We start from the raw sequence: 22,875 nt of genomic DNA, 5'->3' as shown, positions 1-22,875 counted from the left end.
CAAAAGAAATAAAAAAGAACAGATGAAATGAGGTTTTTAACAATATTTTTATTTTTAATGTTTGTGCCCTGTTATTATTTTTCGCAAATAATGACAGGCACTTTTGCTGGTCTGGAAACTTCTCTGAAACAAAATCCTAAACCTGTTATTATCCATATTTATACGGATTGGTGCAGTGTATGCAGGATTGAAAAATTTAATTTAAATAAGAATAAAGATCTGGTTACATTACTGAATGACAAGTTTTATCTTATCAATTTTGAAGCAGAAAAAACGAAAGAGAAAATTAATTTCCAGGGAAAGGAATTTAACTATTTACCGAATGGAAATTCAGGAATTCATGAGCTGGCTTTAGCTTTATCAAAGAATAAAAACCAGCCGGTTTATCCGTTGTGGATTATTTTAGATAAAAATCAGAATTTAATTGAGTATCATGAAGGCGAATATAAGCCTGAAAAAATGAAGGAAAAGCTTTTAGAAGTGTTAAGTTTTTAATTCTCGCAGATTTTGCAAATCTTTATTAAATAAATTTTAAAGCACAAACATCTGCGTAATCTGCGAGGATAAAATTATTTCAAAAGTACAGCAACTATCGCCAAAATAGCCGGCAATGCCTGTACAAAAAAGATTTTCTTCGTTGCGGAAATCGCACCATAAATTCCGGCAATAGCTACACAACTCAAGAAAAATAGAGCAACATTCGTCTGCCATTTCGGGTCTTCAATAAAAAAAGACCAGATCAGTCCGGCAGCTAAAAAACCATTGTATAATCCCTGATTAGCAGCTAAGCCTTTTGTGGGTTTAAACATTTCGACGGGTAAAGCAGATTTGAAAGCTTCTTTACCTTTGGTTTCCCATGCAAACATTTCCATCCAGAGAATGTAAATATGTTCCAGTGCTACAACTGCAATCAGAATTTTTGCGACAATTTCCATGATGTATTGTTTTGTTTTGTAAAACTAAAAAAATAAAGTTAAGTTTGGTTATACAATTTTAAAAATGGAAACCCTTAAGGCGCATCTGGATAAATTTATTGCTGTAAATGATGAAGAATTTGCTTCCATATTCTCTTTTTTTACAGTAATGGAGGTAAAGAAAAAGCATGATCTGATGCTTGCAGATGAGATTTGTAAATCTATGTTTTTTGTGGTGAAAGGCTGTCTTCGTAAATTTTTTATCAATGAAAAAGGAATAGAGCAGACCACGGAGTTTGCCATTGAAAACTGGTGGATTATAGACACTTTTGCTTATGAAAGGCAGATGAAATCAGACTTTTGTATTCAATCTGTAGAAAAATCAACTGTTTTGGCTATTGATTTTCATTCTCAGGAAGAATTATTGAAAAAACATCCTGTGATGGAGCGTTATTTTAGAATGATTTACCAAAGGGCTTATGCCGCTTCTGAAAGAAGGATCCGGTACCTTTATGAGATGTCAAGAGAAGAATTGTATATGCATTTCAGCACACAATATCCATGGTTTATCCAGAGAATTCCACAATATTTAATTGCTTCTTACTTGGGTTTTACCCCGGAATATTTAAGTGAAATCAGGGCAAAGCTACGTTCTTAAACCAGTTTAAGATTTTTACGGGTCTGTATTCTGAACTTTGTCATGTAATTAAACCCAAAAAATTAAATATTATGAGCGCAAGATTTGACTGGACAGCAACTCATCCAACCGCTTACAAAGCAGGTATAGGAATGGAAACGGCACTTCAAACAAGTTTTTTAAGCCCAATTCAGAAAGAATTGATCAAAATCAGAGCCTCTCAAATTAACGGATGTGCATTCTGCCTGGATATGCACACTAAAGATGCCTTAAAATATGGTGAAACACCACAGAGAATTTTCCTTCTTAATGCCTGGAGGGAAGCTAAGGAATTATTTACCGAAGAGGAGCAGGTGATTTTAATGATTGTAGAAGAGGTTACTTTAATCAGCCATAAAGGATTGACGGAAGAAACATATCAGAAAGCGAAAGAATTATTTAATGAAACTCAGATCGGGGATATCATTATGGCGGGCATTGTGATCAATATGTGGAACAGAATTGCTATATCTACGCACATGCCGATTGGGAAATAGCCTGTTATTTGTTTAAAAGTTATTTACAAAAAGAGCTCTTCAAAATTTTTGAAAAGCTCTTTCCCTTATGATGAATGATGTCCTACAACTGGCAATTCAGCTGCAGAACATTGGCGTTCAGTGGCTGTTCCACCTTTCTTTCTAATTTTTGATCATTTACGGTTATATAAATTTCCATTGAGCCGGTTCCTACATTCAGCGACAGAATATGACCGCCGTATGTGTTGAACTTATCATCCGTTGCCACACCGTGAACATGAATAGAAGGGCCTTTTTCATTCCAGGCAATAGAGCCCGTAAGACTTCCCATCTCCACTTTGGTGAATGTTTTCGGATTAAATTTCTTAGTATTAAAATCATAAAATCCAAAGGTAGCTTCCGATGCAAAACCTATTCCTGTAAAGCTTGCAGACGGAATATTTTCCTTCTGTGCAAGGTTTTCTATATGGGCGATCACATCATCTCCCTGTCTCAGGACCATGAGGAAGCCTGTGGGAGTTTTAATGTAACGGCAATTTTCTTTTTGTTGGGCAGAAAAACTGTTCATCGATAAAATTGTAATTAAAAGTAAAAATGCTTTCAGGAAATTCATAGTTATTCACTTTAAATGTAGTATGAAAATTTTACACCAAAATGGTCATTAAAAATTTTAACTTGAACTGTTCTGATAAATTAATTCTGTAATTCCTTTAAAATAGCTTCACCCACGCTTTTTGCAGATTGAGGGTTTTGCCCTGTAATCACCCTCTGATCACTTACTACATAATTTTGCCAAAGTCCTGATTTTTCAAATTTTGCACCTCTTTCTTTTAATTTATCTTCTAAAAGGAAAGGAACAACATTCGTAAGCTTTACTTCGGCTTCTTCCTCATTGGTGAAAGCGTTGATCTTTTTACCATCAACCAGATATTTGCCATTGTTTAGTTTAATATTAACCAAACCGGCCGGGCCATGACATACTCCTGCTACAATTCCTCCGTTTTCGTAAATTTTTGAAGCAATAGCTGATAATTCCTTATTATCTGCAAAATCCCACATTGCGCCGTGGCCTCCGGCATAAAAAATGGTAGAATAATCGGAAGGATTTACCTGTGAAGGCTGTAAGGAGTTGTCAATCTTATTCTTATATTCTTTGTTTTCCCAGAATTCTTTGTTTACAGGATCTTTTAAATCGAAACCGTCAACTGGCGGGGTTCCACCTTTCGGACTTACGAAATCTATTTCATAGCCGGCGTTGTGAAGAACTTCCCACGGATGCGAAACTTCTCCTAAATAATACCCGGTACTTTCCCCTGTATCACCCTTTTTATCATGACTTGTAACGACAAATAAAATTTTCTTTTTCATTTTTTTTGATTTTTTGGTTTGTGCCTGTACCAACACAATGGTGAATAAGGCAAGCAGTAAAAACGCTATTTTTTTCATGTTTTTAAATACGATTGGTTAAATAAATCTGCGGCTTTTCCGCCAGTTTTTCATCTACAAGATTCCCGAAAGCTTTAATATAAGGCTGTTCGTTGTGAAGAGCTAATCCTTCATGATTTTTCCAGATTTCATAGAAGATGAACTGGTTTTTGTCTTCAATTCCCTGATGAAGCGTATAAACTTCGCAGGCTTCTTCTTTTCTGGTTTCAGAGACCATATTTTGAAGCACTTCCAGAACTTCATCTCTGTATTCTTCCTTTGCTTTTATAACAGCTGTAAGATAAATTTTCATTTAAGCTAATTGTGGTTTTAATTCTTTTTCAAAAACAGAAGTAAGATGTTTTCTATAAAGCTTCATGTCACGTTCAATATTCGCATTTTTTTCTACATCGTGAAAGTGAAAGCTTTCCATTTTTTCTAAAGATACAAAGGCATTCATTCTATGAAATCCAAATAAAGGTCCATTATCTACACTTGTTTCATTAAAGAATTCGCCCGGAAGTGTGAAAGCGGTTTCCGGTGCGTTCCAGCTTGTGGTAACCATATATTTTCTTCCGCCAAGCATTCCTCCGGTTCCGTAATTGATTTTTGGGTTTTCTGATGTTCTTCCGTCGCTCATATAAATTCCTTTTGCATGGCCTGCAGTGAAAACTTCATCAATATATTTTTTTAGTCCGTTCGGCAATTGAAACCACCAGATAGGAGTGTGATAAATAATATAATCTGCCCATACAAATTTCTGAACCTCTTCATTTTTATCATATCCTGCATCTACATTTGTAATATTAACTTCAATATTTTTAAACTGCTTAAGTACTTCTGCCGTATTTTCTGCAATGGTTTGGTTATATTTTCCTCCGGAATGCCCGAAGTTTTGCCCGCCGTTGATAATTAATACTTTTTTCATTGTTGTATGATTGTTTAAATTTTACAATGCAAAGTTAGAACAGAATTAGCCATAATAAAAATAATATAAATTATACTTAATTATCAGAATAATAATACAAAAAAACTGCTTCAAAATATTGAAACAGCTGTATGAGTAATTTGTTTTAAATTATTTTACTTCTTTTGATGCTCTTATAATAACATCTGCAACTTCTTGGGGGTGAGAGATAAAAACTGCATGACTTCCTTTTATTTCTGTGATTTTTGCATTACCTTTTTTATACATTTTACGTTGGATAGAAGGCAAGATGGCTTCGTCCTGTGTAGCCACAATCCCGTATGAAGGTTTAGTTTTCCATGGAGCTTTAGTTACCTTGGCATCCAGTGCTGCCGCTGCAAAACGCCCTTGGGAAGCGTACATAAAATCTGTCTGTTCTTTCGGAAGATCTGCAGCAAAGCCGTCATGGAATTTTTCTTTGTCATAATAAAGAATTCCTTTTTCATCAGCTGGCAATATACCGTTTTTAGGAGATCCGGGTTCTGTTTTTGCCCAGTCAAGCGCAGATTCTCCCTTATCCGGCTGAAATGCAGCTACGTAAACCAAAGCAGCTACATTCGGGTGATCTCCGGCTTCAGTGATTACGCTGCCGCCGTAAGAATGACCTACCAAGATGGTTGGTCCGTCCTGTCTGTCCAATGCAGCTTTTGCAGCATCTACGTCATCAGCCAAAGAACTTAATGGATTCTGAACAATAGTAACATGATAACCTTTCTTACTAAGGATATCATAAATTCCTCTGTAACCTGATCCGTCTACGAAAGCACCGTGTACAAGCACTACGTTTTTAATTGCTTTTTGAGATTGAGCAGATAGATTTGAAGTTCCGCTTAACAGAATAAATAGAATAGCTAAGATAGATCCGAACGATTTTAAGATTGTTGATTTTTTCATTGTTGTTTATTTAAGATTGTTGAATTATTTACAGGACAAAGGTAGAGTAGTCTGATGGTTAAAAAAATACATAAAAGTTGGTATTTATTGTACTTTTTTCCCTGTTTGGTTTTATATGAATTCGTAAATAACAGGTATAGGTAATATTATTATAATTGTTTATTAACTTTGTATCAGAATATTAATAATTAATCATGGTAAATTTAGAATGGTATCGCACTTTTAAAGCCATATATAAAACCGGAACGCTGACTGGCGCAGCAGATTCTCTGTTTATTTCGCAGCCGGGCGTGAGCTTGCATTTAAGTTCTCTGGAGGCATACGTAGGTTACAAATTATTCGACAGGACCGGAAGAAAAATGATCCCAACGGAAAGAGGGAAAGTTCTCTTTAATGCAATAGCAGAACCATTGACAAAATTGGAAGATGTAGAAAAAAACTTTCAGAAATCTACGGAAAAACATACGCCAACGATAAGCGTGGGAATGTGTTTTGAGACTTTTCAGACGACTTTAGAGCAGTATGTTTCAACATTGCCGTTTAATTTAATTATCAGTTTCGGTGAATACCCGGAAATGCTGGACCAGCTTGATAAAGGGATTTTAGATTTAATTATTACTCCCAAAAAAGGGACCTCACCGAATATTGAGCATGAAGCATTTTCTTCTGAACAGATTATTTTAGTCGGAGGAAAAGATGTGGATACGGAAGGCTTCAGGGAAGTTCTTGCCATAAAAGGTCTTGAACATGTTGAAGAATGGCTGAAGCAGGAAAAATGGTACGGAACCACAGGCGATATGGAGCATCTTTTCCAGTTCTGGATCCTGAATTTTGGGCATAAACCCAACTTCCGTCCGAATTATATAGTCCCGAATCTCAATTCTATCATTCGTTGTCTGAAAGGTGGAACGGGTCTGGCTGTTGTTCCTGATTTTTTATGTAAAAATGAAATAGAAAACGGTGATGTAAAACTGATCTGGGAAGGTGATAAAAAACTGGAAAACACATTATACTTCGGATGCAGGAAAAAAACAAATTATGCTCAGGAAATCGACCATATCAAAGGGTTATTCAGGAAAATGATGAGTAAGGATGAAAGTCTAATTGTTTAATTTTTAGTTATTTATCCACAGAATTCAATAATTGCTCGGAGGTTTTAAGCTTAACGTTTATCATTCTGACGAAGGAAGAATCTCAATATCATTTAAGGATTTCATTCAATTATTGTAAACTCATATGGATAATCGGATAATCCTTACCTGAACCATCTTTTTCAGACCTTCCTGTTTTTTTGAAGCCTAATTTTTCATAAAAACCAATTGCCTGCAGATTTTGTTCATTTACATCAACTTTTGTAAGCCCTGTTTTTTCTTTCATAAAGTGATATATTTTTTTTCCAAAGCCCTTTCCTCGGACATCATTATGGATAAAAAGCATCTCCAGATTTCCTTCCGCTACGGATGCAAAGCCTTGAGCTTCATTGTTTTCAGAGATTAAATATACTTCTAGATGTGGTAAATAATCTCTTGGAATCACTTGTTTGAAATAATTAAAATCTTCTTCAGAAAGAAAACTGTGGGTTGCTTTCACGGCAGATTCCCAAATTTGCATAATTCTGGGATAGTCTTCTGAAGTGGCAATTCTGATCAGGTGTGACATAAGTTGAAATTTCCACAAAAATAAAAATTTAAGAATAAGTTTAAAACAAGTAATATTGGTAACCGAAAATTCCAAAATTTCATCGCAAATTTGTTTGACTTTAAATTTAAAAGAATTAAATAATGGACAAAAAAACATATCCGGGGCAACCCGTCATTACTTTGAATAACGGAGTTGATATCCCGGCTTTAGGTTTCGGAGTATGGCAGATGGAAAATCTTCAGGAGTGCGAAAATGCTGTAATTAAAGCCATTGAAACGGGTTACAGAATGATAGACACAGCTTCTATTTATCAAAACGAAACGGCAGTTGGGAACGCAATTAAAAATGGTGGAGTAGGCAGGGAAAAACTGTTTGTGACTTCAAAGCTTTGGGTGCAGGATACATCTTATGACAAGGCAAAAAGTGCTTTCCAGAGATCACTGGACAGATTACAGCTGGATTATCTGGATATGTACCTCATTCACTGGCCGTATTCTGATTTTTTGGGAGCATGGAAGGCAATGGAAGAGCTGTATCATGAAGGAAAAATAAAAGCCATCGGTGTTTGCAATTTTACGATTGAAAAAATGGAGGAACTGAAAGCAAATTCATCAGTTTTACCGGTAATTAACCAAATTGAGCTTCACCCGATTTTCCAACAGAAGGAGCTTCAGGTGTATGACAGGGAAAACAATATTATAACCCAGCCATGGAGCCCGCTTGGAAACGGAAATGCCGGGCTTTTAGATAATTCGGATTTAAAAAATATAGCGGGTAAATATGGCAAAACAGTTGCTCAGGTAATTTTAAGATGGCATTTGCAGGAAGGATTCTGCGTCATTCCAAAGTCGGTAACACCTTCAAGAATTGAAGAAAACTTCAATGTTTTTGATTTTGAATTAACTGAAGACGAAATGAATATTGTTCGTTCTTTAGATACAGGAAAAAGATTGTTTTTCGATCCGAAAGATCCGGCTTGGGAAGATAAAATGCTGAAGTCTGTTGCGGATATTTAATAATTTTGGATTTTCCTCAAACAAATTGAGCGGATTTAGCAGATGATTACGTATGAAATCTGCGACATCTGATGGGAATTATCATATTCAAAAGAAGCAAAAAATCATTGCTTCTTTTTTTTATGATTTCAATTTAAAATATTTTAACTTTACTTATCAAATCATAAAAAATTAATACCATGTCAGAAGAAGAAAAAAAATCAGCAGAAAATGATCAGCCACAATCCGTAAATGACCAGATTACGGATGCTGTATCAATAACTAATGTTATGAATATAGGGGAGCATCCTGCATTTGTATACAGTCAGGTCTACCAGACAGCAGCTCACTCTACGGGCATCATGTTTGAGAATTCTATAAATAATCAAAACAATCAGAATATTCTTGGTCAAGCAGCAACAGCGCAGGGTATAATGCAGATTTATAGTTTGGATTCAACTGCAGATGGGATTTCTGTTGAAAAATTGTTAAATCCAATTGGTGGTGCAAGGGTAGAGCCAACTTCTGAAGAAAATAAGGACAAAAAAAACAATGATTGAAGCGGTAGCATTTAATTAAAATTAATTTATTTTTGTGTGCTTCAAAACATTTTTTGAATTAATTATGAAAAAATTATTTCTTTTATTAATCTTATGTTCGATTGTTTCTTGTAACAATGATGATGAGGTTCAAAATGACAGCAATAAAGCTTCAATTATCGGAAAATGGTATATTGAAAAATCTGAGATATACCGGTCTTTAAATCAACAGATCCAAACTACTTACTCAACGGATTGCCAGAAAATGAGCACGTATGAATTTACTTCTTCCCATGCTATTTCGATTTCTTATGCGCAGAACAATAATATTTGCGAAAAAACAGATGCTGTGGCAAGGAAATACACGTTTGATAAAGGAAATGGTAAATTCTGGTTTGAAGGTGAAGAAAATTATCCGTATTTCGTGACTAAGCTTACTTTAACCGATATGGTTATAGAAGACCGGGCTCAGGATTTTGACGGAGACGGAACCAATGACAAAATAAGACGTTTTTATAAAAGAATTAATTAAAAAACAAACTCCTTTCAGATCGAAAGGAGTTTGTTTTTTGTATGTATCAAAAATTATTTCGTTAGATCCAGTCCGCCAAAATTTCCGGAGCTCATCATCATATAAACGCCCTGTGTTTTATCCAAAGTGTTCCAGTAAGCGTGAAGATCCTGGGCATTGGTAAAGACTTTTAAATTATCGTTTTTAAATTTTTCTCTGATTAAATCAGGGGAAATAGGTTCCATCCTTTTTATTTTCAAAGCATCTTCCGAATAGAACACAACCGCCTCATCCAGCCCGTCCATGGCATGGTCATACTGTTCAAGAAAGACAGGATTTAAGCTTGAATAGGTGTGGAGCTCAAGAAAACCGTATTTTTTTTCGTTTTTAAACTGTTCACAAAAAGCTTTTACAGCTGCCTTTACCTTGCTCGGAGCGTGGGCAAAATCTTTGTAAAGTGTTCCTTTGTCTTCTCGTTCTACTTTTTCAAGTCGTTTGGAAGCCCCTTTAAAGCTCATAATGGCTTCGTAGAAATCTTCATCCATGATTCCTAATGTCTGGCAGATATGTCTTGCGCCTTCCAGGTTCAACAAGTTATGCGCCCCGAAAACAGAAAGAGGAATGTCTCCCATCTCGGTTTTTAAATAGACTTTACCGCTATTGATTTCATATTCAGGGGTTTTGTAAGGGATTTTTCTGAAATAGTTTTCCGCATTTTCCACTACTTTTACCACTTCCGCATCTTCTTCATTATAAACTAAAACACCGCCGGGCGTAATGCTTGCCACAAATTTCCTGAACTGCTCCACATAATCATCGAACGTTTTAAAAACATTGATATGATCCCATGCAATTCCGCTCAACAAAGCGATATTCGGCTGATACAATAAAAATTTTGAACGCAGGTCAATAGGAGAGGAGAGGTATTCATCGCCTTCCAAAACCATGAAATCGTTATCCTGAGTAAGTTTTACCATACAGTCAAAACCTTCAAGCTGTGCCCCTACCATAAAATCCACGTCTTTCTGATGGAAATTAAGGACATGCAGAATCATCGAAGTGATGGTGGTTTTTCCGTGAGATCCGGCAATAACAACTCTGGTTTTGTTTTTGGACTGCTCGTAAAGAAATTCCGGATAAGAATATATTTTTAAACCCAGCTCTTTTGCTCTCGCAAGCTCAGGATTGTCCTGATGAGCGTGCATTCCAAGAATAATAGCATCAATATCAGAAGTAATTTTTTCAGGAAACCATCCCATTTCTTCCGGGAAAATTCCTTTTTTTTCCAATCTTGATTTAGAAGGCTCGAAAATAGCATCATCCGAACCTGTCACCTGATATCCTTTATCTTTTAACGCAATGGCAAGATTATGCATGGCGCTTCCGCCGATAGCAATGAAATGGGTTTTCAACTTTGTCTACTGTTTTTTTACATTATTATTAATGATCTCCTGAAAAGCAGTGGTGATGTTCGTCCAGCTTGTCTTATAAGCCGGCATTATAGAACTTGCATCGGTTTTGCTGCCCTCGTTCGGTCCTTTTTTGATATTAATAGAAGTGGCTACGTTGTCATAGATCTTCTGGTGATCTTCCTGTATTCTTCTAAAATTGTTTTGGGAAAGCGTATTGTCAAGTTTTTTAAGATCTTCATCAGAGATTTTAAATTGCTGCTTCTGCTTTTTACCCTGGCCTTCGAAAGAATAATGTGCCTGATTTCCTTTGATCAGCAAATTCTCATAAATCGGGGCAAAGCCTCCGCTTTTGGAGTAGCTGATGTCAAAATCTGAATATACTTTCTGGCTGCTGCATGAAACTAACACTATGATTGCGAATAAGATCCCTATTATTCTTTTCATAATTTTATTCTACTTTAATTATCTGAATCCTTTTGTTCTAATTTTTTAGCTTTAAGTTCTTCATCATAATTGTGCAGTAGGTTGAAATCTTCAGTCTGCTCAATGGCAGTCATGATTTTCAACAATATTTCATGTGCGTTTTCTTTGTCGTAATCTATTTCCAGAGGTGCTTTGAACTCCATAGTGGGTTTTACGCCTGTTACCTTTACCCGGAGGCCTTTTTTATCAAACGCTCTTCGGAATCCGTTAATTTTAATAGGAATTACGATCGGGCGCTGATTTTTTACCAGTTTTGCGGTCCCTCTTCTTCCCTGCGCAAATGCGGATGTAGTACCTTGAGGGAAGGTGGCTACCCAGCCGTTGTCCAGGGCTTTCATGATGTTATCTACCTCGTTCAGATCCACCAACCTGTTGACATTTTTGCCCTCAGCTCTCCATGTTCTTTTTACTGTAACAGCTCCTGCAATTTTAAAAATTTTCGGAAGAATTCCTTTATTCATGGTTTCTTCGGCTGCTACGTAATAAAAATCAATCTTGGGATTCAGCAGGTAGATAGGATTTTTTATAGTATTTAAATATCCGTTATTCACTGCACAGAATGCATGGTACATTGCTGCCACATCTGCAAAGTAGGTCTGATGGTTTGATACAAATAAAACATTGGAATCCGGAAGATCCACAAGGTGCTCGGTACCGGTTATTTTTAATTTATTAAAGCCATTGAATCTCCTGTAAGATACAAGTCCTAAAATAAAAATAATTAACCTTTTTAAAAAATAAGGTGTTCCGAATGCATCGGTGAAAATATTTTTCTTCGCCATCTCTTCAATTAAACACGGTACTGCAAAGTTACATTTTTTTCAACAATTGGCTGAATTCACTTAATATCATGGCTGTAGCGCCCCAGATGATGTATCCGTTGAAATTAATGACCGGAACTTCCTTCCCCGCAGCACTTGGCAGAGCCATGATTTCTGGCTCATCCGGCAGTCCGAGAAAAGAAGTGATTGGAAATTCTATAACTTCTACGGCTTCTGTCTGCTGAAGGATGAATTCCGGATTCTTTTTGGTATAGGAGATAAATGGATACACGTAAAAATTGCTTGGTGGAATATAGATAGGGGACATCTCACGGATAATCCTTACAAAATGCTTTTCTATTCCTATTTCTTCTGAGGTCTCACGGATGGCGGTTTCGGCAAAGTCCTGATCCATCTCTTCACGCTTGCCTCCCGGTAATGAAATCTGCCCGCTGTGCCTGTCGTGCTCATTGATAGTCCTCTGAATTAACGGAAAATGCCATTCATCATTTTTTAAATATAAAACGATGTTTACAGCTGCAAACTTTGGATTTTTTGTTAAAACCTCTTCATACGTAAAAACCGGCCGATAGGGGGGTGAAAAAACGCCGTGCGCATTTTCTCCCGGCAGTTCTGCATCGGTAATTTTCCTTAATAAATCTTTTCCAAAACTCATATCTCAAATTTAGCAATATATTTTGAAGAATGGAAGAGTTTAGGGTTTGAGTTTAAATTTAAATTGATGATTGCTTAGTTTATAAGTTGATTTTTATATAGCTTCCATGCGGTATGTTTCCTGATAGATTTGCTACAATTAAAAATTCCAAACTTGTGGGCTTGGAATTTCTTTGGTTAATTAAGTCGGTTTTGAAGTTGTGTGTTTAAGTTACACATAAGTCTCATCTTGTTAACCTGCAACCTGATACCTGACATCTCTTACCTTTTTCCTCAGTCCAGAATATGGTTTTCCATGGCGTATTTCACGACTCCGACTGAGTTTTTTACGTTAAGTTTTAGAAGAATTCTTTTTCGATGTGTTTCTACCGTGTTGATGCTTATAAAAAGCTTTTCAGAGATGTCTTTGCTGCTGAGTCCGTCGCAGATGAGCTTCATGATTTCCAGTTCTCGTCTTGTGAGCGGATCTTTGATGTGTATTTTGTTCTGCCTGTGATCGTGATTGATAAAATTGAGCATTCTGTTCTTTGCATAGTCGCATATATAGATCTCATTGAGAAGAAGAGCCTGTATGGATTTGATAAACTCGTCGTACCGGCTGTTTTTATCAAGGTAGCTTTTGATGCCTTTATTGAATAATTTTCTGATTGATATCACATCATAATCATTTCCCATAATAATTATTTTGATGGATTTATTTTGATATACAATATCTTCCACTGATCTGCAAAGGTCTGTAAGAGTAAGCATGTTCGAGCTTATCATGAGAAATTCCGGCGGGTCATCTTTAAGCAGGGAAGCGAAGTCCTGATGACAATTGCATATTAGTATAGTTTCAAAAATCTCACTTTGGCCGAGAAGTTTTGAAAGCCCTTCTGTATATAACAGCGGCTCATCAAAGATAGTTAATCTTGGTTTCATCAGGAATTAGTTTTGGTGTATAAAAATAATAATAAAAATCTAATATTTTAATAAAATTATTAAATAAATACAATTTATAGTATATTAATTAATGAAATAAGATCAATTTTAACAATTATTTCGTAAATAATTCCCGTAAAGTGGAGTTTTAGTGGACTATTTTAGAGTTATTGTTTTAAAAATGTAATGATATTAATGGTTTTCAGAGTTTTAATAATTTTTAAATTTTAATTAACTAACACTTGAGGGATATGTTTTACAGGAAAGTTAACAGAATTTGCAATAAAACAAAACCCATTAGCTTTATGATGAAGCTCTATAGCTTTGTTAATCATGGATTTATTTTCCACTATAACTCTAGGATTAAGTATGACTTCTGTAAAACGACCGCTTCCATTGCTACTTTCTTGCATTATACCTGTTGCTTCATCGGTGTAATCCAGCACAATGATTCCCGCCTCAGAGCAAAAATGAAGATACCAAAGCATGTGGCCTGAAGAAAGTGAAGATAGCAGCATTTCTTCCGGGTTATACTTTGTTTTATCGCCTCTGAAGGCCGGATCAGATGAACATTCAATTATCGGCTTGTTTTGTACTGAAATGGTGTGGCTTCTTTCGTAGTCACGGTAGCTGCTGGTTCCGGTTCCTTTGTTGCCGGTCCATTGAATGGTGGTTTTGTAGTGGTGGTGTGTCATCACAGATTGATATTTTTCTTAAAAATAATAATTATTCTTAATTTTTACTTATCCAATCCATAATATTTAATTGCCTTTTGTTTTAGTGGATTTGTACTCCATTCTTCCCATTCTCCTGTGTAAGGATTATAGCCACATTTTAAGGGTTTCGAAATGTCTAAACCTTCTTCGTTAGTGTGAGTTTGTTCTGTATAAGCCCTGCAATCTGTACAGATATAACGGAATTCACAGTCTTTGCAGACTTCTATTTTATCTTTGGTAAGATTCCAATATTTTTTGAAATCTTTATGGTTTAAGGCTTCTTCTAACGTTGTGTCTTTTATGTTCCCGAAACTTTGGGACATAGAGGGGCAGTTTTTTATGTTGCCATCTTGGTCTATTGCAATTTTTTTATTGAGGCAAGAATTGTGATGGATGGATTCTGTGAATGTTTTAATATTAGTAACAAAGTATGAACTATTAATAATTCCGCACGAATTATTATTTATTTCATCTTTTGTGAATATTATGTAACCCATTCCATTAGTTTTTTTTGAATGTATTAATTCATTTTTATCCACTATTATGTATTATAAAATAGGAAACCCTATTATATTTTTCTATTAATTTTGATATATACTGTTGTGAGATTGCTTTATTGTTCTCAATAACAATTCCAATTGTTGAGATGATCATTTTATTATTATCAATATAATCTAATACTGAAACTGCACTGCTAATATCATTGTTGTAAAATCTAATTTCAATATTTTTGCAATTTAAATCATCAAGTTGTTTTAAAAGATTGTAAATATTATACTTCTTCTCATCAAAATAATCTATTACGGCATTAGATATTGGAAAGCAATCATTAAAGGATAGATCGATATCAGGAAAAAAATCTATATTTGTAGTGGGAAATCCCAAATTATGTTCTTTTAAGAAAGAAAAGTATTGATAAACATCTTTTTTTTGTACAATTTGCATAAATCTTTTATAGATTTGTTTTTTTGCAATGTTAAAATTTCATATAGTTCTGAATTTATTATTAAGAAATCATTGTTTTGCAAATCGCAAATTAAACATTGCGAGTGTCCTTTTACTGGAATGCAATTCGAGAAAAGTTTGAATGTGTCATTCAAATTCATTAAAATCTATTATTTTAGTTATTGATTTATAAAAGTTATTCGGAATAACTTTTTTTGATTGGATTTTTTTTACTGTTATAGTATTTTCCACTACTGTATTTTCCTGGATAATATTTTCTATGATCTTTGTTTGCTTAATATAGGGAGAAAGTGAATTGTTTTTAAATTGTTTTTTCATTTTGTATTAAATCTAATGCAATGTGTTTTTCGATATTATAATTACAATAAAATGATACCCAATGAAATTGTCCCTGGCTATTGTTTTCTAAAAAATAAAATATATTTTTTGAATCTACCATTAAATCAATTGAGCCAGTATTAATGTTTTTAATTTTAAAAAAAAGTTGTATCCTCTTTTCTATAATTTCAGGTAAGCAAAAAGGAGTATATCTTTTAGGGCTTTCTGCTGTTGCGATTCTAAAATCTAGAGTATCTGGAATATCAAATCCAGCTTCTTTCGCATAATAAAGATCTAAAATTTTGTTATGCTGTTCCTCATCATTAAATTCACCAATATAATTTCCTTTAGCTTTAGAAATTTTTTCATAGGCTTTTAATATTAAGTTATCATCTGTTTTTATTTCATTCCTATAAGGGAAATTATAAAGGCTTGATGGAATAGTGTTTATCTTAGCCCTTCTATGAAAAGTGTTTTCAAGTAATCCCATTATTGATGAATTGTTGATTTCAAGTATAAAATCCTGAAAGTCTTCAACGTTTTTTCTTTCAACCTTATGACTTAAAGATATAATCCATTCAATAATTAAGTCAGAAGTAATATCAAGTTCTTCTGTAATTATTTTTATCATAAGGATTTAACTTTGGAAAAAATAATTTCCCGAAATTTTTTTTCATCTATTATGTATTCTTTCGGAATATCAAAATTGTATATTATTTTGTCATAATAAAGTGGAGGCAAACCTACTTTTTCTCTTATTATATCAACATTCTTTATATCTTCAATAGGATAATATTTAAAATCTCTTTCAGTACCATATTTCTGTTTTCCTGTTTTTGATATGTTATAATCATCTTCAAAGGGAGTAAAAAAATCTCTTTCCATATTTCCATTTTCAATTTGTGAGGTGATATAAGGTTTGAAAAAATTCCATACAAAATTATTTTCACTGTATGCTAATCTATGATGCTATAGCAATAACCAACCATTTTCCATATAATCATACTTTTTAGTGATTTCTATATATTTCTGAATATTTGATGAATCTGTATTTTTTTGTAATTTTAAATTAAAATCATCAAGGATTTTATTACTAAAACTCTCATAAATCCCATATTTTTTAATGGCTACAGAATCTTTTTTATTCACAGCCTCTATATATTTTAAGAGCATTTGACCTTTTTGCTCATCACTAATTCCAAAGTAATAATTAGGTTTCTTTTGTCTCTGTTATTTTGAGAATAACAGATTCCAGCACAAAGAATAAGAAAAAATAATAACTTTTTAATCATAATAAATAGTAAAACTACACTTCTGCATGAAGTGTAGTCTGTTTTAATATACTAATTAACATCTGAACACATTGTATATGAACAGGCTGTAAATTTTTCAGTTTTGTCTAATTTTCCATTATTATTATCATCATTGTATCTGTCAACAGTAATGGTTTTGCAACCATTTGCTTGTCTAACATCAGTAGATGTTTGAACGAAACCATTGCCACAAATGGATGACATCTTTGACTTAGTTAGAGTTTTAAATTGTTTTTTCATAATATTTAAATTGTTTTAATTTACATTACAGTCAATCTGGCTACATGTAGATTTGGTTTCATTTCTGTCCCACTTGCCATTGCCATTATCGTCATTGTATCCATCAACTGTTGTTTGAACACAAGTATAGCCATTGGGGTTTTGGATGTTTCGGGTAGTTGATGATGTTTGAACAAAACCTCCTCCGATTAATCTTGACATTTTTGATTTTTCGATTTTTTTGTTTTCTAATTTTTTCATAATTTGAATTTTTTATTTTTCTGTGTCACTATTGACAAACCAAAAATATCAAACAGGTTTGAATTAACCAGCAGATTTTTATGTGAATTTTGTATCAGCACAAAAAGAAACACAATGATAAAACAAAAATTGATTAAAGTACGAAAATCAAAGTACACTCAACAAGACATGGCTAAAATATTACATATGACTCAATCACAATATCAAAGAAGAGAAAAAGGAGAAATCAAAATCTCAGAGGAAGAATGGGAACGTATGGCAAAAGCGTTGGGAACTACGGTAGACGAAATTAAAGAGGATGATTCCAAAAAACAAATCATCAATAATTTTGATAATAACGATGGAAATTACTTTGGAAGCAATAACTATTTCTACAATGTTCCGGATTTTATTCTTGAAAATCAGCAGGAATATATCAATATGTTAAAAAAAGAAATTGAATCTTTAAAAGAAGAAATTAAAGCTTTAAAATCTTAAAAATCAAAAAAAACCTCCAGAAAAACTAGAGGTTTTGAATTTTGTATTAATTGGAATATCCCATTAATTCTTCTTTTTTAGAATTGTAAATTCTGTATTCCAGATACTTAAAAGAATCCCTTGGGATTACGGTTACCCATTTTTTGTATTTCATGAACCATTTCATCTGGATGCTGTTGATACCTTTGGTAAGGTAAGCTTCCACAAATGGATGTACATGCAGGTAAAGCTTTCCTTTTTCCTTTTGCATGATGGTTCTGAGGGTTTCACCCATTCTTTCAACAATTACGATCGGAGCTACTATTTCTCCGTCCTTGTTTGGGTTTTCCTCTTTAGTGTCGATCTGTTTTTCCGGGCGGTTTCTTTGTCTGGTAATTTGTATCAATCCAAACTTGCTCGGGGGAAGGATTTTGTGGCGCGCTTTATCGCGTTTCATCTCTTCCTTCAGATGTTCGTACAGATCTCTTCTGTGTTCGGGGTTCGGCATGTCGATAAAATCGATTACGATGATTCCACCCATATCACGGAGACGCAGTTGTCTTGCGATCTCGGTAGCTGCCATTTTGTTCACTTTCAGTGCGTGTTCCTTATTGACACCGGCTCCGGTAGTGATATTGTTTCCGGAGTTTACGTCGACTACGTGTAGTGCTTCTGTATGTTCTATGACGAGATAAGCACCTTTTGAGCTTGGGATATTGACGTGTTTCCCGAAGCTTTGCTTGAGCTGTTTTTCAACATTGTAATATTCCAGAAGAGGAATATGAGAATTATAAAAGTGGACAATATTTTTTCTTTCCGGGGCTATTACCTCCAGATAGCTTTTCATTTCTTCTACCATCTGCTCGTCATCACAGGTAATGCTTACGAAATCCTGGTTGAAGTTGTCTCTTAAAATAGCTGAAGCTTTGTCATCTTCGCTTAAAACTCTGGACGGAACTTTATTTTTCTGTATATTTTTAAAAGTAGTTTCCCATTTCTGAATCAGCTGATTCATATCATTGTGGAGGTCGGCTACTTTTTTACCTTCGGCTACGGTTCTTATAATGACCCCGAATCCTTCAGGCTTAATACTTTCGATGAGTGTTCTCAGTCTTTCTTTTTCCTCAGCGCTTTTTACTTTTTTGGAAATCGAAACCTTGTTATCGAAAGGAATGAGTACTAAAAAACGCCCTGTTAAGGAAACCTGAGTAGAAATTCTCGGTCCTTTTGTAGAGATAGGCTCTTTAGTGATTTGTAGCAGAACAAGGTCATCTTTTGCGATTACCTTATCCACGGTTCCGTTTTTATCTATTTCGGGTTGTATCTCGAAACTTTTTAAGCTTGATGAGCTTTGTTTTTTGGAAATAGTATCTCTCAGAAACTTCCTGTAAGTTAGATATTGCGGCCCAAGATCCTGATAATGCAGGAAAGCATCCTTGTCATATCCTATATTTACGAATGCGGCATTAAGGTTTGGTGCCAGCTTTTTTACTTTTCCGACAAACAAATCTCCAACTATAAAATCGCTTTTGTCCTCTTGCTCATGAAGTTCACATAGTCTTCCGTCTTCCAGCAGTGCAATCTTTGTAAGATCATCCTCATGCGAAACTATTAGTTCTTTCTTCATTTTGTTGTAAGATAAAAATTGTTAAGATTGTAGGAAATAGGCATTGTTATTCATCAAAAATAATTTCTTTAAGATAAGAATTACTATTGAAAGAACAGTATATTTCATTAAAAATATTGTACCAATACTATTTCTGCGGAATCTTATAGTTGCAAACAAAAATATAGTCGGTGAGCCTTTAAAATTTAAAATCACCAACTATATTATTATATTGTAGATCTCGAAAAAAAGAGATTATTTCTTCTTGTGTCTGTTTGCTCTTCTTCTTTTCTTTCTCTTGTGTGTTGCAACCTTGTGTCTTTTTCTTTTCTTTCCGCTTGGCATAATTATAATTTTTTAGTAACTAGTTAATATTAAGTTAATGTTTTATTTTACTGAAACTTTCGTTTTTACTTTCTCCACAAAAGATTTTGATGGCTTGAAAGCAGGAATGTTATGAGCAGGGATCTCAATCGCAGTATTCTTGGAGATGTTTCTTCCCGTCTTAGCTGCTCTTGTTTTAATGATAAAAGAACCAAAACCTCTTAAATAAACATTATCTCCATTATACATAGAAGTCCTGATTTCTTGCATAAAAGCTTCTACAACTTTCTGTGTTTCATTCTTTTCTGTTCCCAACTTATTTGAGATGGTGTTTACCAATTCTGCCTTTGTCATTTCCTTTTTTAATTTTAAATTTTAGGTGTGCAAATTTAGTTAAAAAAATTGAATATTAGCAAATTAGTGGCAAAATATTTTTCGATAAAAGGTTGAAAACGGAATGTTTAATCTGTGTTAATTTGATATTAACTCACCTTTACATACTGGAATTATAATAGCCGTTCTCCACACAGAAGCGGATCAGGTGAAGTTTTGTCTTCAGTCCGAGCTTTTCCGTAAGGCGGTTGATATACGTATCAATGGTTCTTGTGCTGAGGTTCAGTTTTTCCCCGATTTCCTTGTTGCTGAAGCCTTCGTAGCAGAATTTCATCAGCTGGATTTCTGTAGGGGATAGCTCTTCCTGGCTCTTTTTCTGGCGGTCCATATATTCCATTACAGCCAGCGGCTGCTGTTCCCATTCTTTGGTGTAGGCCTCATAATCAAAGCTGTCTGAGGCTATTTTTCCTTTAACGATATCTTTGATGATATTGCTTTTTTTCTGGCAGTAATAAATATTGGGGATTTTAGAGAGAATTTCTGCCATATCTTCCTGGTAGGTCCCGGAATAGGTAATGATAGGAGTTTCTGTATTGCTTTTTCGGATGTATTTGATGGCTTCCAGCCCACTTAATACCGGCATGAAAAGTTCTACGATGAACACGTCTTCCTGTCTTCTGTAATTTCTGCTGATAAGCTCATGGCCGTTGTTGCAGTCGTTCAGAAGCATGTAGAACGGGTTTTCCATAAGGGTTTTGATCATTATTGTTTTAAAATAATAATCACTGTCTGCTATGGAAAATCGCACAGTATTAGTTAAAATTTTACTCACTTTAATATCGATTTGGTGAATGATAATTAAAATTCAGGGGACTAAATTATGAAAATATAGCGAAAGTGAAAATTAATCTTAAATTAATTAAATATTGTTTATAATTTCATTGAAAAAGTAAAATTTTGTGCATAAATTTATTTTTTATAATTTCACAGGCCAAACAAATCACAAACATATGTCTTCGAACAGGGAGAAAAAATTAAACAGGTCAGACGTTAGGATAGGCATTTGGAAATTTGTTCTATCATTCGTTGTGTTATCAGGTGTTTCTTTCATCTGTGTCTTCTTCTTTTTTAAAAGTTATGACATGCAGAGGGAAGGAATCAAAAAGCAGGCGGACGATTACCGTGAGCTGCTTACCCGAAGCGATCTTCTCAGAACCCATGTAGACAGTATCCTCTACCGCATGGATCAGCTTGATATCAATAAGGTGGATAACGATATTATCCTCAAAAATTATATCATGGACAATGTGCAGGATGCCAAAAACATCATGGGAAAAGACAGTGCAGACAATTTCAAGCATTATTCCATACTTATGAAGCAGGTTGAGCCCATGCTCGCCCTGAAAAACGATATCGTAAAAGTTTCATTTAAGGAACAGATCGCTCTTCGTGATCTCTCGGAATGCCGGGGGAAAGTGGGAATCATGAATAACGAGCTCAGGGAAGATCCTACCAGGAAATTTTCAGGAGGCAGACGCAGAAAATAAAAGCGAATAACTATGCAGGGACAAATCACACTATCGAAAAAAGAAAGGCATTATCAGTTTTTATATTTAATCTTAATGCTTTTTGCCGCAATTATTTTTTTAGGAATTATATTTCTGAAAGGTTTTGAATCTCCTTTTTCAGACGAAGACATCATCTCGATCCGGAATCTGGAAGAAAAGGCAAAATTTGACCAGGAACAGAAATTCACCTATAAATTACTCGACAGCACATTTTCACAGATCAACAGGCTGACGGATGAGCCGCCACAGCCCTTCGTGGAAAACAGCATTATGAACGGCATCAATGATGTAGCCAATCAGTTTGCGAACGGAAATACTGCAGACATCAGGAAGGATGCCTATCCGCAGATCGCTAAATTTTACAAAATGTATTTCGACGATAAAAAAATTATTTCAAATAAAACGGAGAATATCAAAAGCTTTCAAAAACAGTTTGATGAATGCTCCATTGGGTTTAAGGAAAAGAGAAGCCAGCTCTTCCAGCGGGAAACCGCTCTTAAAGCCCGTACCCAATAATCAAAATAAACTTATTCAAAAAATAAAACACATCACACAATCATTAACTATGAATTACTTTCAAAAAAACAAGAAGAACATTATTATTGGTGTTATTGCAACCTTGCTTATTGCTGCATTAGTTGCATTATGGTTGCAGAAGAAGGTGATACACTCCGCAGATGACATTATCGGAACTGTAAATCCGTCTTCGCTTGCAGTAGGAGATACCCTCTTGTTCGAAGATATGACCCAATTTGCAAAAACCAGGAGGTGGAACTTTGGAGACGGGCAGACATCTGATAAAAGCAGGGGGATCCATTTTTACAATAAGCCGGGATATTATCAGGTAACCCTGATTATTGATAACAAATATTCCAAATCTTTCCCGGTAATGGTATCTGCAAGAAGTCTTCCGAAGCCTAAAGATAGTACAAAGGTACAAACACTTATAGATGGGCCGTCACAGGCTATGCAGTTCGTAAATGTTCAGTTTCGCGCTGTTTCTGATGCCAAACAATTTACATGGAAATTCGGGGAAACCGGAAATATTGATTCCAAAGACAAGCTGGCATTCTATTCCTATAAAAAACCTGGAAACTACGTTGTAACATTGTATACAGACGAGAGTGAAGAGCCGGTTCTGCATCAGATCACCATTCTTCCTGCTTACGATGCAATGGAAGAAGAAGTAAGCGTGGAAGATGCGTATGCTAAAATTGATAACGATTTTAAATATCACCTTCAGCAGATCGCCAACGGAAACAATTTCAACATGCACTACAATTATCTGTTGAGAACTTATCTGTGCAACAATGAAAATACAGTGGTAAAAGTGAGCGACAGCAAAGTAAACAACTTCTACATGTATTGCGCAGGTCTTCAGTTTGACAAAAACATGGTGATCCAGACCGTAAAAGTGAACTTCGATGATGCACAAAACTGTGTAACAAAAGTAGATATAAACCAAAGTAAATAATATCGTTCAATTCCTTGGACGTACCCAATCA

General features: G+C 34.7%; 35 protein-coding genes. 11 read left to right on the top strand and 24 right to left on the bottom strand.

The window, feature by feature from the left end; translation table 11 throughout:
- Window positions 1-90 precede the first annotated feature (90 nt).
- Entirely contained in the window at window positions 91-495 is a 405-nt protein-coding gene (locus tag H560_RS0106140) for a thioredoxin fold domain-containing protein (protein ID WP_228372430.1), read from the top strand.
- A gap of 74 nt (window positions 496-569) precedes the next feature.
- On the opposite strand, the gene H560_RS0106135 is transcribed toward H560_RS0106140, so the two are convergent.
- Window positions 570-935, bottom strand: a complete 366-nt coding sequence (locus H560_RS0106135) for a DUF1304 domain-containing protein (protein WP_027379226.1) — start codon at window positions 933-935, stop codon at window positions 570-572.
- 64 nt (window positions 936-999) lie between these two features.
- On the opposite strand from H560_RS0106135, the gene H560_RS0106130 reads away from it, so the two are divergent.
- Together H560_RS0106130 and H560_RS0106125 are read left to right on the top strand one after the other, a co-directional pair.
- Entirely contained in the window at window positions 1,000-1,572 is a 573-nt protein-coding gene (locus H560_RS0106130; RefSeq protein ID WP_027379225.1) for a Crp/Fnr family transcriptional regulator, read from the top strand.
- A 71-nt stretch (window positions 1,573-1,643) separates the two neighbouring features.
- A complete protein-coding gene (locus H560_RS0106125) occupies window positions 1,644-2,087 on the top strand; it encodes a carboxymuconolactone decarboxylase family protein (RefSeq protein ID WP_027379224.1) in 444 nt (147 codons plus the stop codon).
- Between the two features lie 82 nt (window positions 2,088-2,169).
- Here H560_RS0106125 and H560_RS0106120 read toward each other — a convergent pair whose 3' ends face one another.
- The 5 genes from H560_RS0106120 to H560_RS0106100 form a co-directional block, all read right to left on the bottom strand.
- Complete coding sequence (locus tag H560_RS0106120) at window positions 2,170-2,679, bottom strand: PPC domain-containing DNA-binding protein (RefSeq protein ID WP_027379223.1); 510 nt, start codon at window positions 2,677-2,679, stop codon at window positions 2,170-2,172.
- A gap of 80 nt (window positions 2,680-2,759) precedes the next feature.
- Entirely contained in the window at window positions 2,760-3,512 is a 753-nt protein-coding gene (locus H560_RS0106115) for a type 1 glutamine amidotransferase domain-containing protein (RefSeq protein WP_228372429.1), read from the bottom strand.
- A 4-nt stretch (window positions 3,513-3,516) separates the two neighbouring features.
- Entirely contained in the window at window positions 3,517-3,804 is a 288-nt protein-coding gene (locus H560_RS0106110; protein ID WP_027379221.1) for a putative quinol monooxygenase, read from the bottom strand.
- Window positions 3,805-4,419 (bottom strand): NAD(P)H-dependent oxidoreductase, encoded by a 615-nt coding sequence (locus tag H560_RS0106105; protein ID WP_027379220.1) that lies wholly within the window; start codon window positions 4,417-4,419, stop codon window positions 3,805-3,807.
- 150 nt (window positions 4,420-4,569) lie between these two features.
- The gene (locus H560_RS0106100; protein WP_027379219.1) at window positions 4,570-5,352 is read right to left on the bottom strand and encodes an alpha/beta hydrolase; all 783 of its coding nucleotides are present in this window, start codon (window positions 5,350-5,352) and stop codon (window positions 4,570-4,572) included.
- 194 nt (window positions 5,353-5,546) lie between these two features.
- On the opposite strand from H560_RS0106100, the gene H560_RS0106095 reads away from it, so the two are divergent.
- Window positions 5,547-6,464 carry a LysR family transcriptional regulator gene (locus H560_RS0106095; RefSeq protein ID WP_027379218.1) on the top strand — a complete coding sequence of 306 codons (918 nt, stop codon included), beginning with the start codon at window positions 5,547-5,549 and terminating at the stop codon, window positions 6,462-6,464.
- Between the two features lie 109 nt (window positions 6,465-6,573).
- Here H560_RS0106095 and H560_RS0106090 read toward each other — a convergent pair whose 3' ends face one another.
- Complete coding sequence (locus tag H560_RS0106090; RefSeq protein ID WP_034752312.1) at window positions 6,574-7,011, bottom strand: GNAT family N-acetyltransferase; 438 nt, start codon at window positions 7,009-7,011, stop codon at window positions 6,574-6,576.
- A gap of 122 nt (window positions 7,012-7,133) precedes the next feature.
- On the opposite strand from H560_RS0106090, the gene H560_RS0106085 reads away from it, so the two are divergent.
- The 3 genes from H560_RS0106085 to H560_RS22305 all read left to right on the top strand — a co-directional run bounded on the left by H560_RS0106085 (window position 7,134) and on the right by H560_RS22305 (window position 9,059).
- Entirely contained in the window at window positions 7,134-8,009 is an 876-nt protein-coding gene (locus H560_RS0106085) for an aldo/keto reductase (RefSeq protein ID WP_027379216.1), read from the top strand.
- Window positions 8,010-8,188: 179 nt separating this feature from the next.
- Entirely contained in the window at window positions 8,189-8,548 is a 360-nt protein-coding gene (locus H560_RS21195) for a RebB family R body protein (protein WP_081413928.1), read from the top strand.
- Window positions 8,549-8,612: 64 nt separating this feature from the next.
- A complete protein-coding gene (locus H560_RS22305; protein WP_051289190.1) occupies window positions 8,613-9,059 on the top strand; it encodes a lipocalin family protein in 447 nt (148 codons plus the stop codon).
- Window positions 9,060-9,112: 53 nt separating this feature from the next.
- On the opposite strand, the gene H560_RS0106065 is transcribed toward H560_RS22305, so the two are convergent.
- The 14 genes from H560_RS0106065 to H560_RS0106000 form a co-directional block, all read right to left on the bottom strand.
- Window positions 9,113-10,450 carry a UDP-N-acetylmuramate--L-alanine ligase gene (locus tag H560_RS0106065; protein WP_027379215.1) on the bottom strand — a complete coding sequence of 446 codons (1,338 nt, stop codon included), beginning with the start codon at window positions 10,448-10,450 and terminating at the stop codon, window positions 9,113-9,115.
- 6 nt (window positions 10,451-10,456) lie between these two features.
- Window positions 10,457-10,894: a hypothetical protein gene (locus H560_RS0106060; RefSeq protein ID WP_027379214.1), complete on the bottom strand. Its 438-nt coding sequence runs from the start codon at window positions 10,892-10,894 to the stop codon at window positions 10,457-10,459.
- A 14-nt stretch (window positions 10,895-10,908) separates the two neighbouring features.
- Window positions 10,909-11,715: a lysophospholipid acyltransferase family protein gene (locus H560_RS0106055; protein WP_027379213.1), complete on the bottom strand. Its 807-nt coding sequence runs from the start codon at window positions 11,713-11,715 to the stop codon at window positions 10,909-10,911.
- 28 nt (window positions 11,716-11,743) lie between these two features.
- On the bottom strand, window positions 11,744-12,370 hold the full coding sequence (locus H560_RS0106050) for an NUDIX hydrolase (protein ID WP_027379212.1): 627 nt from the start codon (window positions 12,368-12,370) through the stop codon (window positions 11,744-11,746).
- Between the two features lie 272 nt (window positions 12,371-12,642).
- Complete coding sequence (locus H560_RS0106045) at window positions 12,643-13,290, bottom strand: response regulator transcription factor (protein ID WP_027379211.1); 648 nt, start codon at window positions 13,288-13,290, stop codon at window positions 12,643-12,645.
- Window positions 13,291-13,517: 227 nt separating this feature from the next.
- Complete coding sequence (locus H560_RS0106040; protein WP_027379210.1) at window positions 13,518-13,985, bottom strand: OsmC family protein; 468 nt, start codon at window positions 13,983-13,985, stop codon at window positions 13,518-13,520.
- A gap of 44 nt (window positions 13,986-14,029) precedes the next feature.
- Complete coding sequence (gwsS, locus tag H560_RS0106035; RefSeq protein ID WP_027379209.1) at window positions 14,030-14,545, bottom strand: grasp-with-spasm system SPASM domain peptide maturase; 516 nt, start codon at window positions 14,543-14,545, stop codon at window positions 14,030-14,032.
- The gene (locus H560_RS0106030; protein WP_027379208.1) at window positions 14,538-14,951 is read right to left on the bottom strand and encodes a hypothetical protein; all 414 of its coding nucleotides are present in this window, start codon (window positions 14,949-14,951) and stop codon (window positions 14,538-14,540) included. The genes gwsS and H560_RS0106030 overlap by 8 nt, the downstream gene beginning before the upstream one ends.
- A 147-nt stretch (window positions 14,952-15,098) precedes the next feature.
- A complete protein-coding gene (locus H560_RS23090) occupies window positions 15,099-15,290 on the bottom strand; it encodes a hypothetical protein (RefSeq protein ID WP_027379207.1) in 192 nt (63 codons plus the stop codon).
- A complete protein-coding gene (locus tag H560_RS0106020) occupies window positions 15,274-15,921 on the bottom strand; it encodes an ATP-grasp domain-containing protein (protein ID WP_027379206.1) in 648 nt (215 codons plus the stop codon). The genes H560_RS23090 and H560_RS0106020 overlap by 17 nt, the downstream gene beginning before the upstream one ends.
- Window positions 15,918-16,175, bottom strand: coding sequence for a hypothetical protein (locus H560_RS0106015; protein WP_027379205.1), 258 nt, complete (start codon window positions 16,173-16,175; stop codon window positions 15,918-15,920). Before H560_RS0106015 ends, H560_RS0106020 begins: the two co-directional genes overlap by 4 nt.
- Before the next feature lie 84 nt (window positions 16,176-16,259).
- On the bottom strand, window positions 16,260-16,439 hold the full coding sequence (locus H560_RS0106010; RefSeq protein WP_155844968.1) for a hypothetical protein: 180 nt from the start codon (window positions 16,437-16,439) through the stop codon (window positions 16,260-16,262).
- Between the two features lie 194 nt (window positions 16,440-16,633).
- Window positions 16,634-16,843 (bottom strand): hypothetical protein, encoded by a 210-nt coding sequence (locus tag H560_RS21185; protein ID WP_034752239.1) that lies wholly within the window; start codon window positions 16,841-16,843, stop codon window positions 16,634-16,636.
- Window positions 16,844-16,858: 15 nt separating this feature from the next.
- Window positions 16,859-17,044 carry a hypothetical protein gene (locus H560_RS0106000; protein ID WP_155844967.1) on the bottom strand — a complete coding sequence of 62 codons (186 nt, stop codon included), beginning with the start codon at window positions 17,042-17,044 and terminating at the stop codon, window positions 16,859-16,861.
- A 153-nt stretch (window positions 17,045-17,197) separates the two neighbouring features.
- On the opposite strand from H560_RS0106000, the gene H560_RS0105990 reads away from it, so the two are divergent.
- On the top strand, window positions 17,198-17,560 hold the full coding sequence (locus H560_RS0105990; RefSeq protein ID WP_027379202.1) for a helix-turn-helix domain-containing protein: 363 nt from the start codon (window positions 17,198-17,200) through the stop codon (window positions 17,558-17,560).
- Window positions 17,561-17,606: 46 nt separating this feature from the next.
- On the opposite strand, the gene H560_RS0105985 is transcribed toward H560_RS0105990, so the two are convergent.
- The 3 genes from H560_RS0105985 to H560_RS0105975 form a co-directional block, all read right to left on the bottom strand.
- Window positions 17,607-19,166 carry an Rne/Rng family ribonuclease gene (locus H560_RS0105985; RefSeq protein ID WP_027379201.1) on the bottom strand — a complete coding sequence of 520 codons (1,560 nt, stop codon included), beginning with the start codon at window positions 19,164-19,166 and terminating at the stop codon, window positions 17,607-17,609.
- Window positions 19,167-19,532: 366 nt separating this feature from the next.
- Window positions 19,533-19,823 carry an HU family DNA-binding protein gene (locus tag H560_RS0105980; RefSeq protein WP_027379200.1) on the bottom strand — a complete coding sequence of 97 codons (291 nt, stop codon included), beginning with the start codon at window positions 19,821-19,823 and terminating at the stop codon, window positions 19,533-19,535.
- A 139-nt stretch (window positions 19,824-19,962) separates the two neighbouring features.
- Window positions 19,963-20,565, bottom strand: coding sequence for a response regulator transcription factor (locus tag H560_RS0105975; protein ID WP_228372428.1), 603 nt, complete (start codon window positions 20,563-20,565; stop codon window positions 19,963-19,965).
- 247 nt (window positions 20,566-20,812) lie between these two features.
- Here H560_RS0105975 and tssO point away from each other — a divergent pair, with 247 nt between their 5' ends.
- The 3 genes from tssO to H560_RS0105960 are packed head-to-tail and all read left to right on the top strand — an operon-like array spanning window position 20,813 to window position 22,844.
- On the top strand, window positions 20,813-21,349 hold the full coding sequence (gene tssO, locus H560_RS0105970; protein ID WP_027379198.1) for a type VI secretion system TssO: 537 nt from the start codon (window positions 20,813-20,815) through the stop codon (window positions 21,347-21,349).
- 12 nt (window positions 21,350-21,361) lie between these two features.
- Window positions 21,362-21,886, top strand: coding sequence for a type VI secretion system transmembrane protein TssO (locus tag H560_RS0105965; protein WP_027379197.1), 525 nt, complete (start codon window positions 21,362-21,364; stop codon window positions 21,884-21,886).
- Window positions 21,887-21,935: 49 nt separating this feature from the next.
- Complete coding sequence (locus tag H560_RS0105960) at window positions 21,936-22,844, top strand: PKD domain-containing protein (RefSeq protein ID WP_027379196.1); 909 nt, start codon at window positions 21,936-21,938, stop codon at window positions 22,842-22,844.
- Window positions 22,845-22,875 lie beyond the last annotated feature (31 nt).

Origin of the sequence: Chryseobacterium daeguense DSM 19388, from assembly GCF_000430825.1 — a bacterium.
Taxonomy (GTDB): Bacteria; Bacteroidota; Bacteroidia; order Flavobacteriales; family Weeksellaceae; genus Chryseobacterium; species Chryseobacterium daeguense.
The sequence above is the reverse complement of the archived record's forward strand: the minus strand, read 5'-3'. Positions and strand labels throughout refer to the sequence as shown.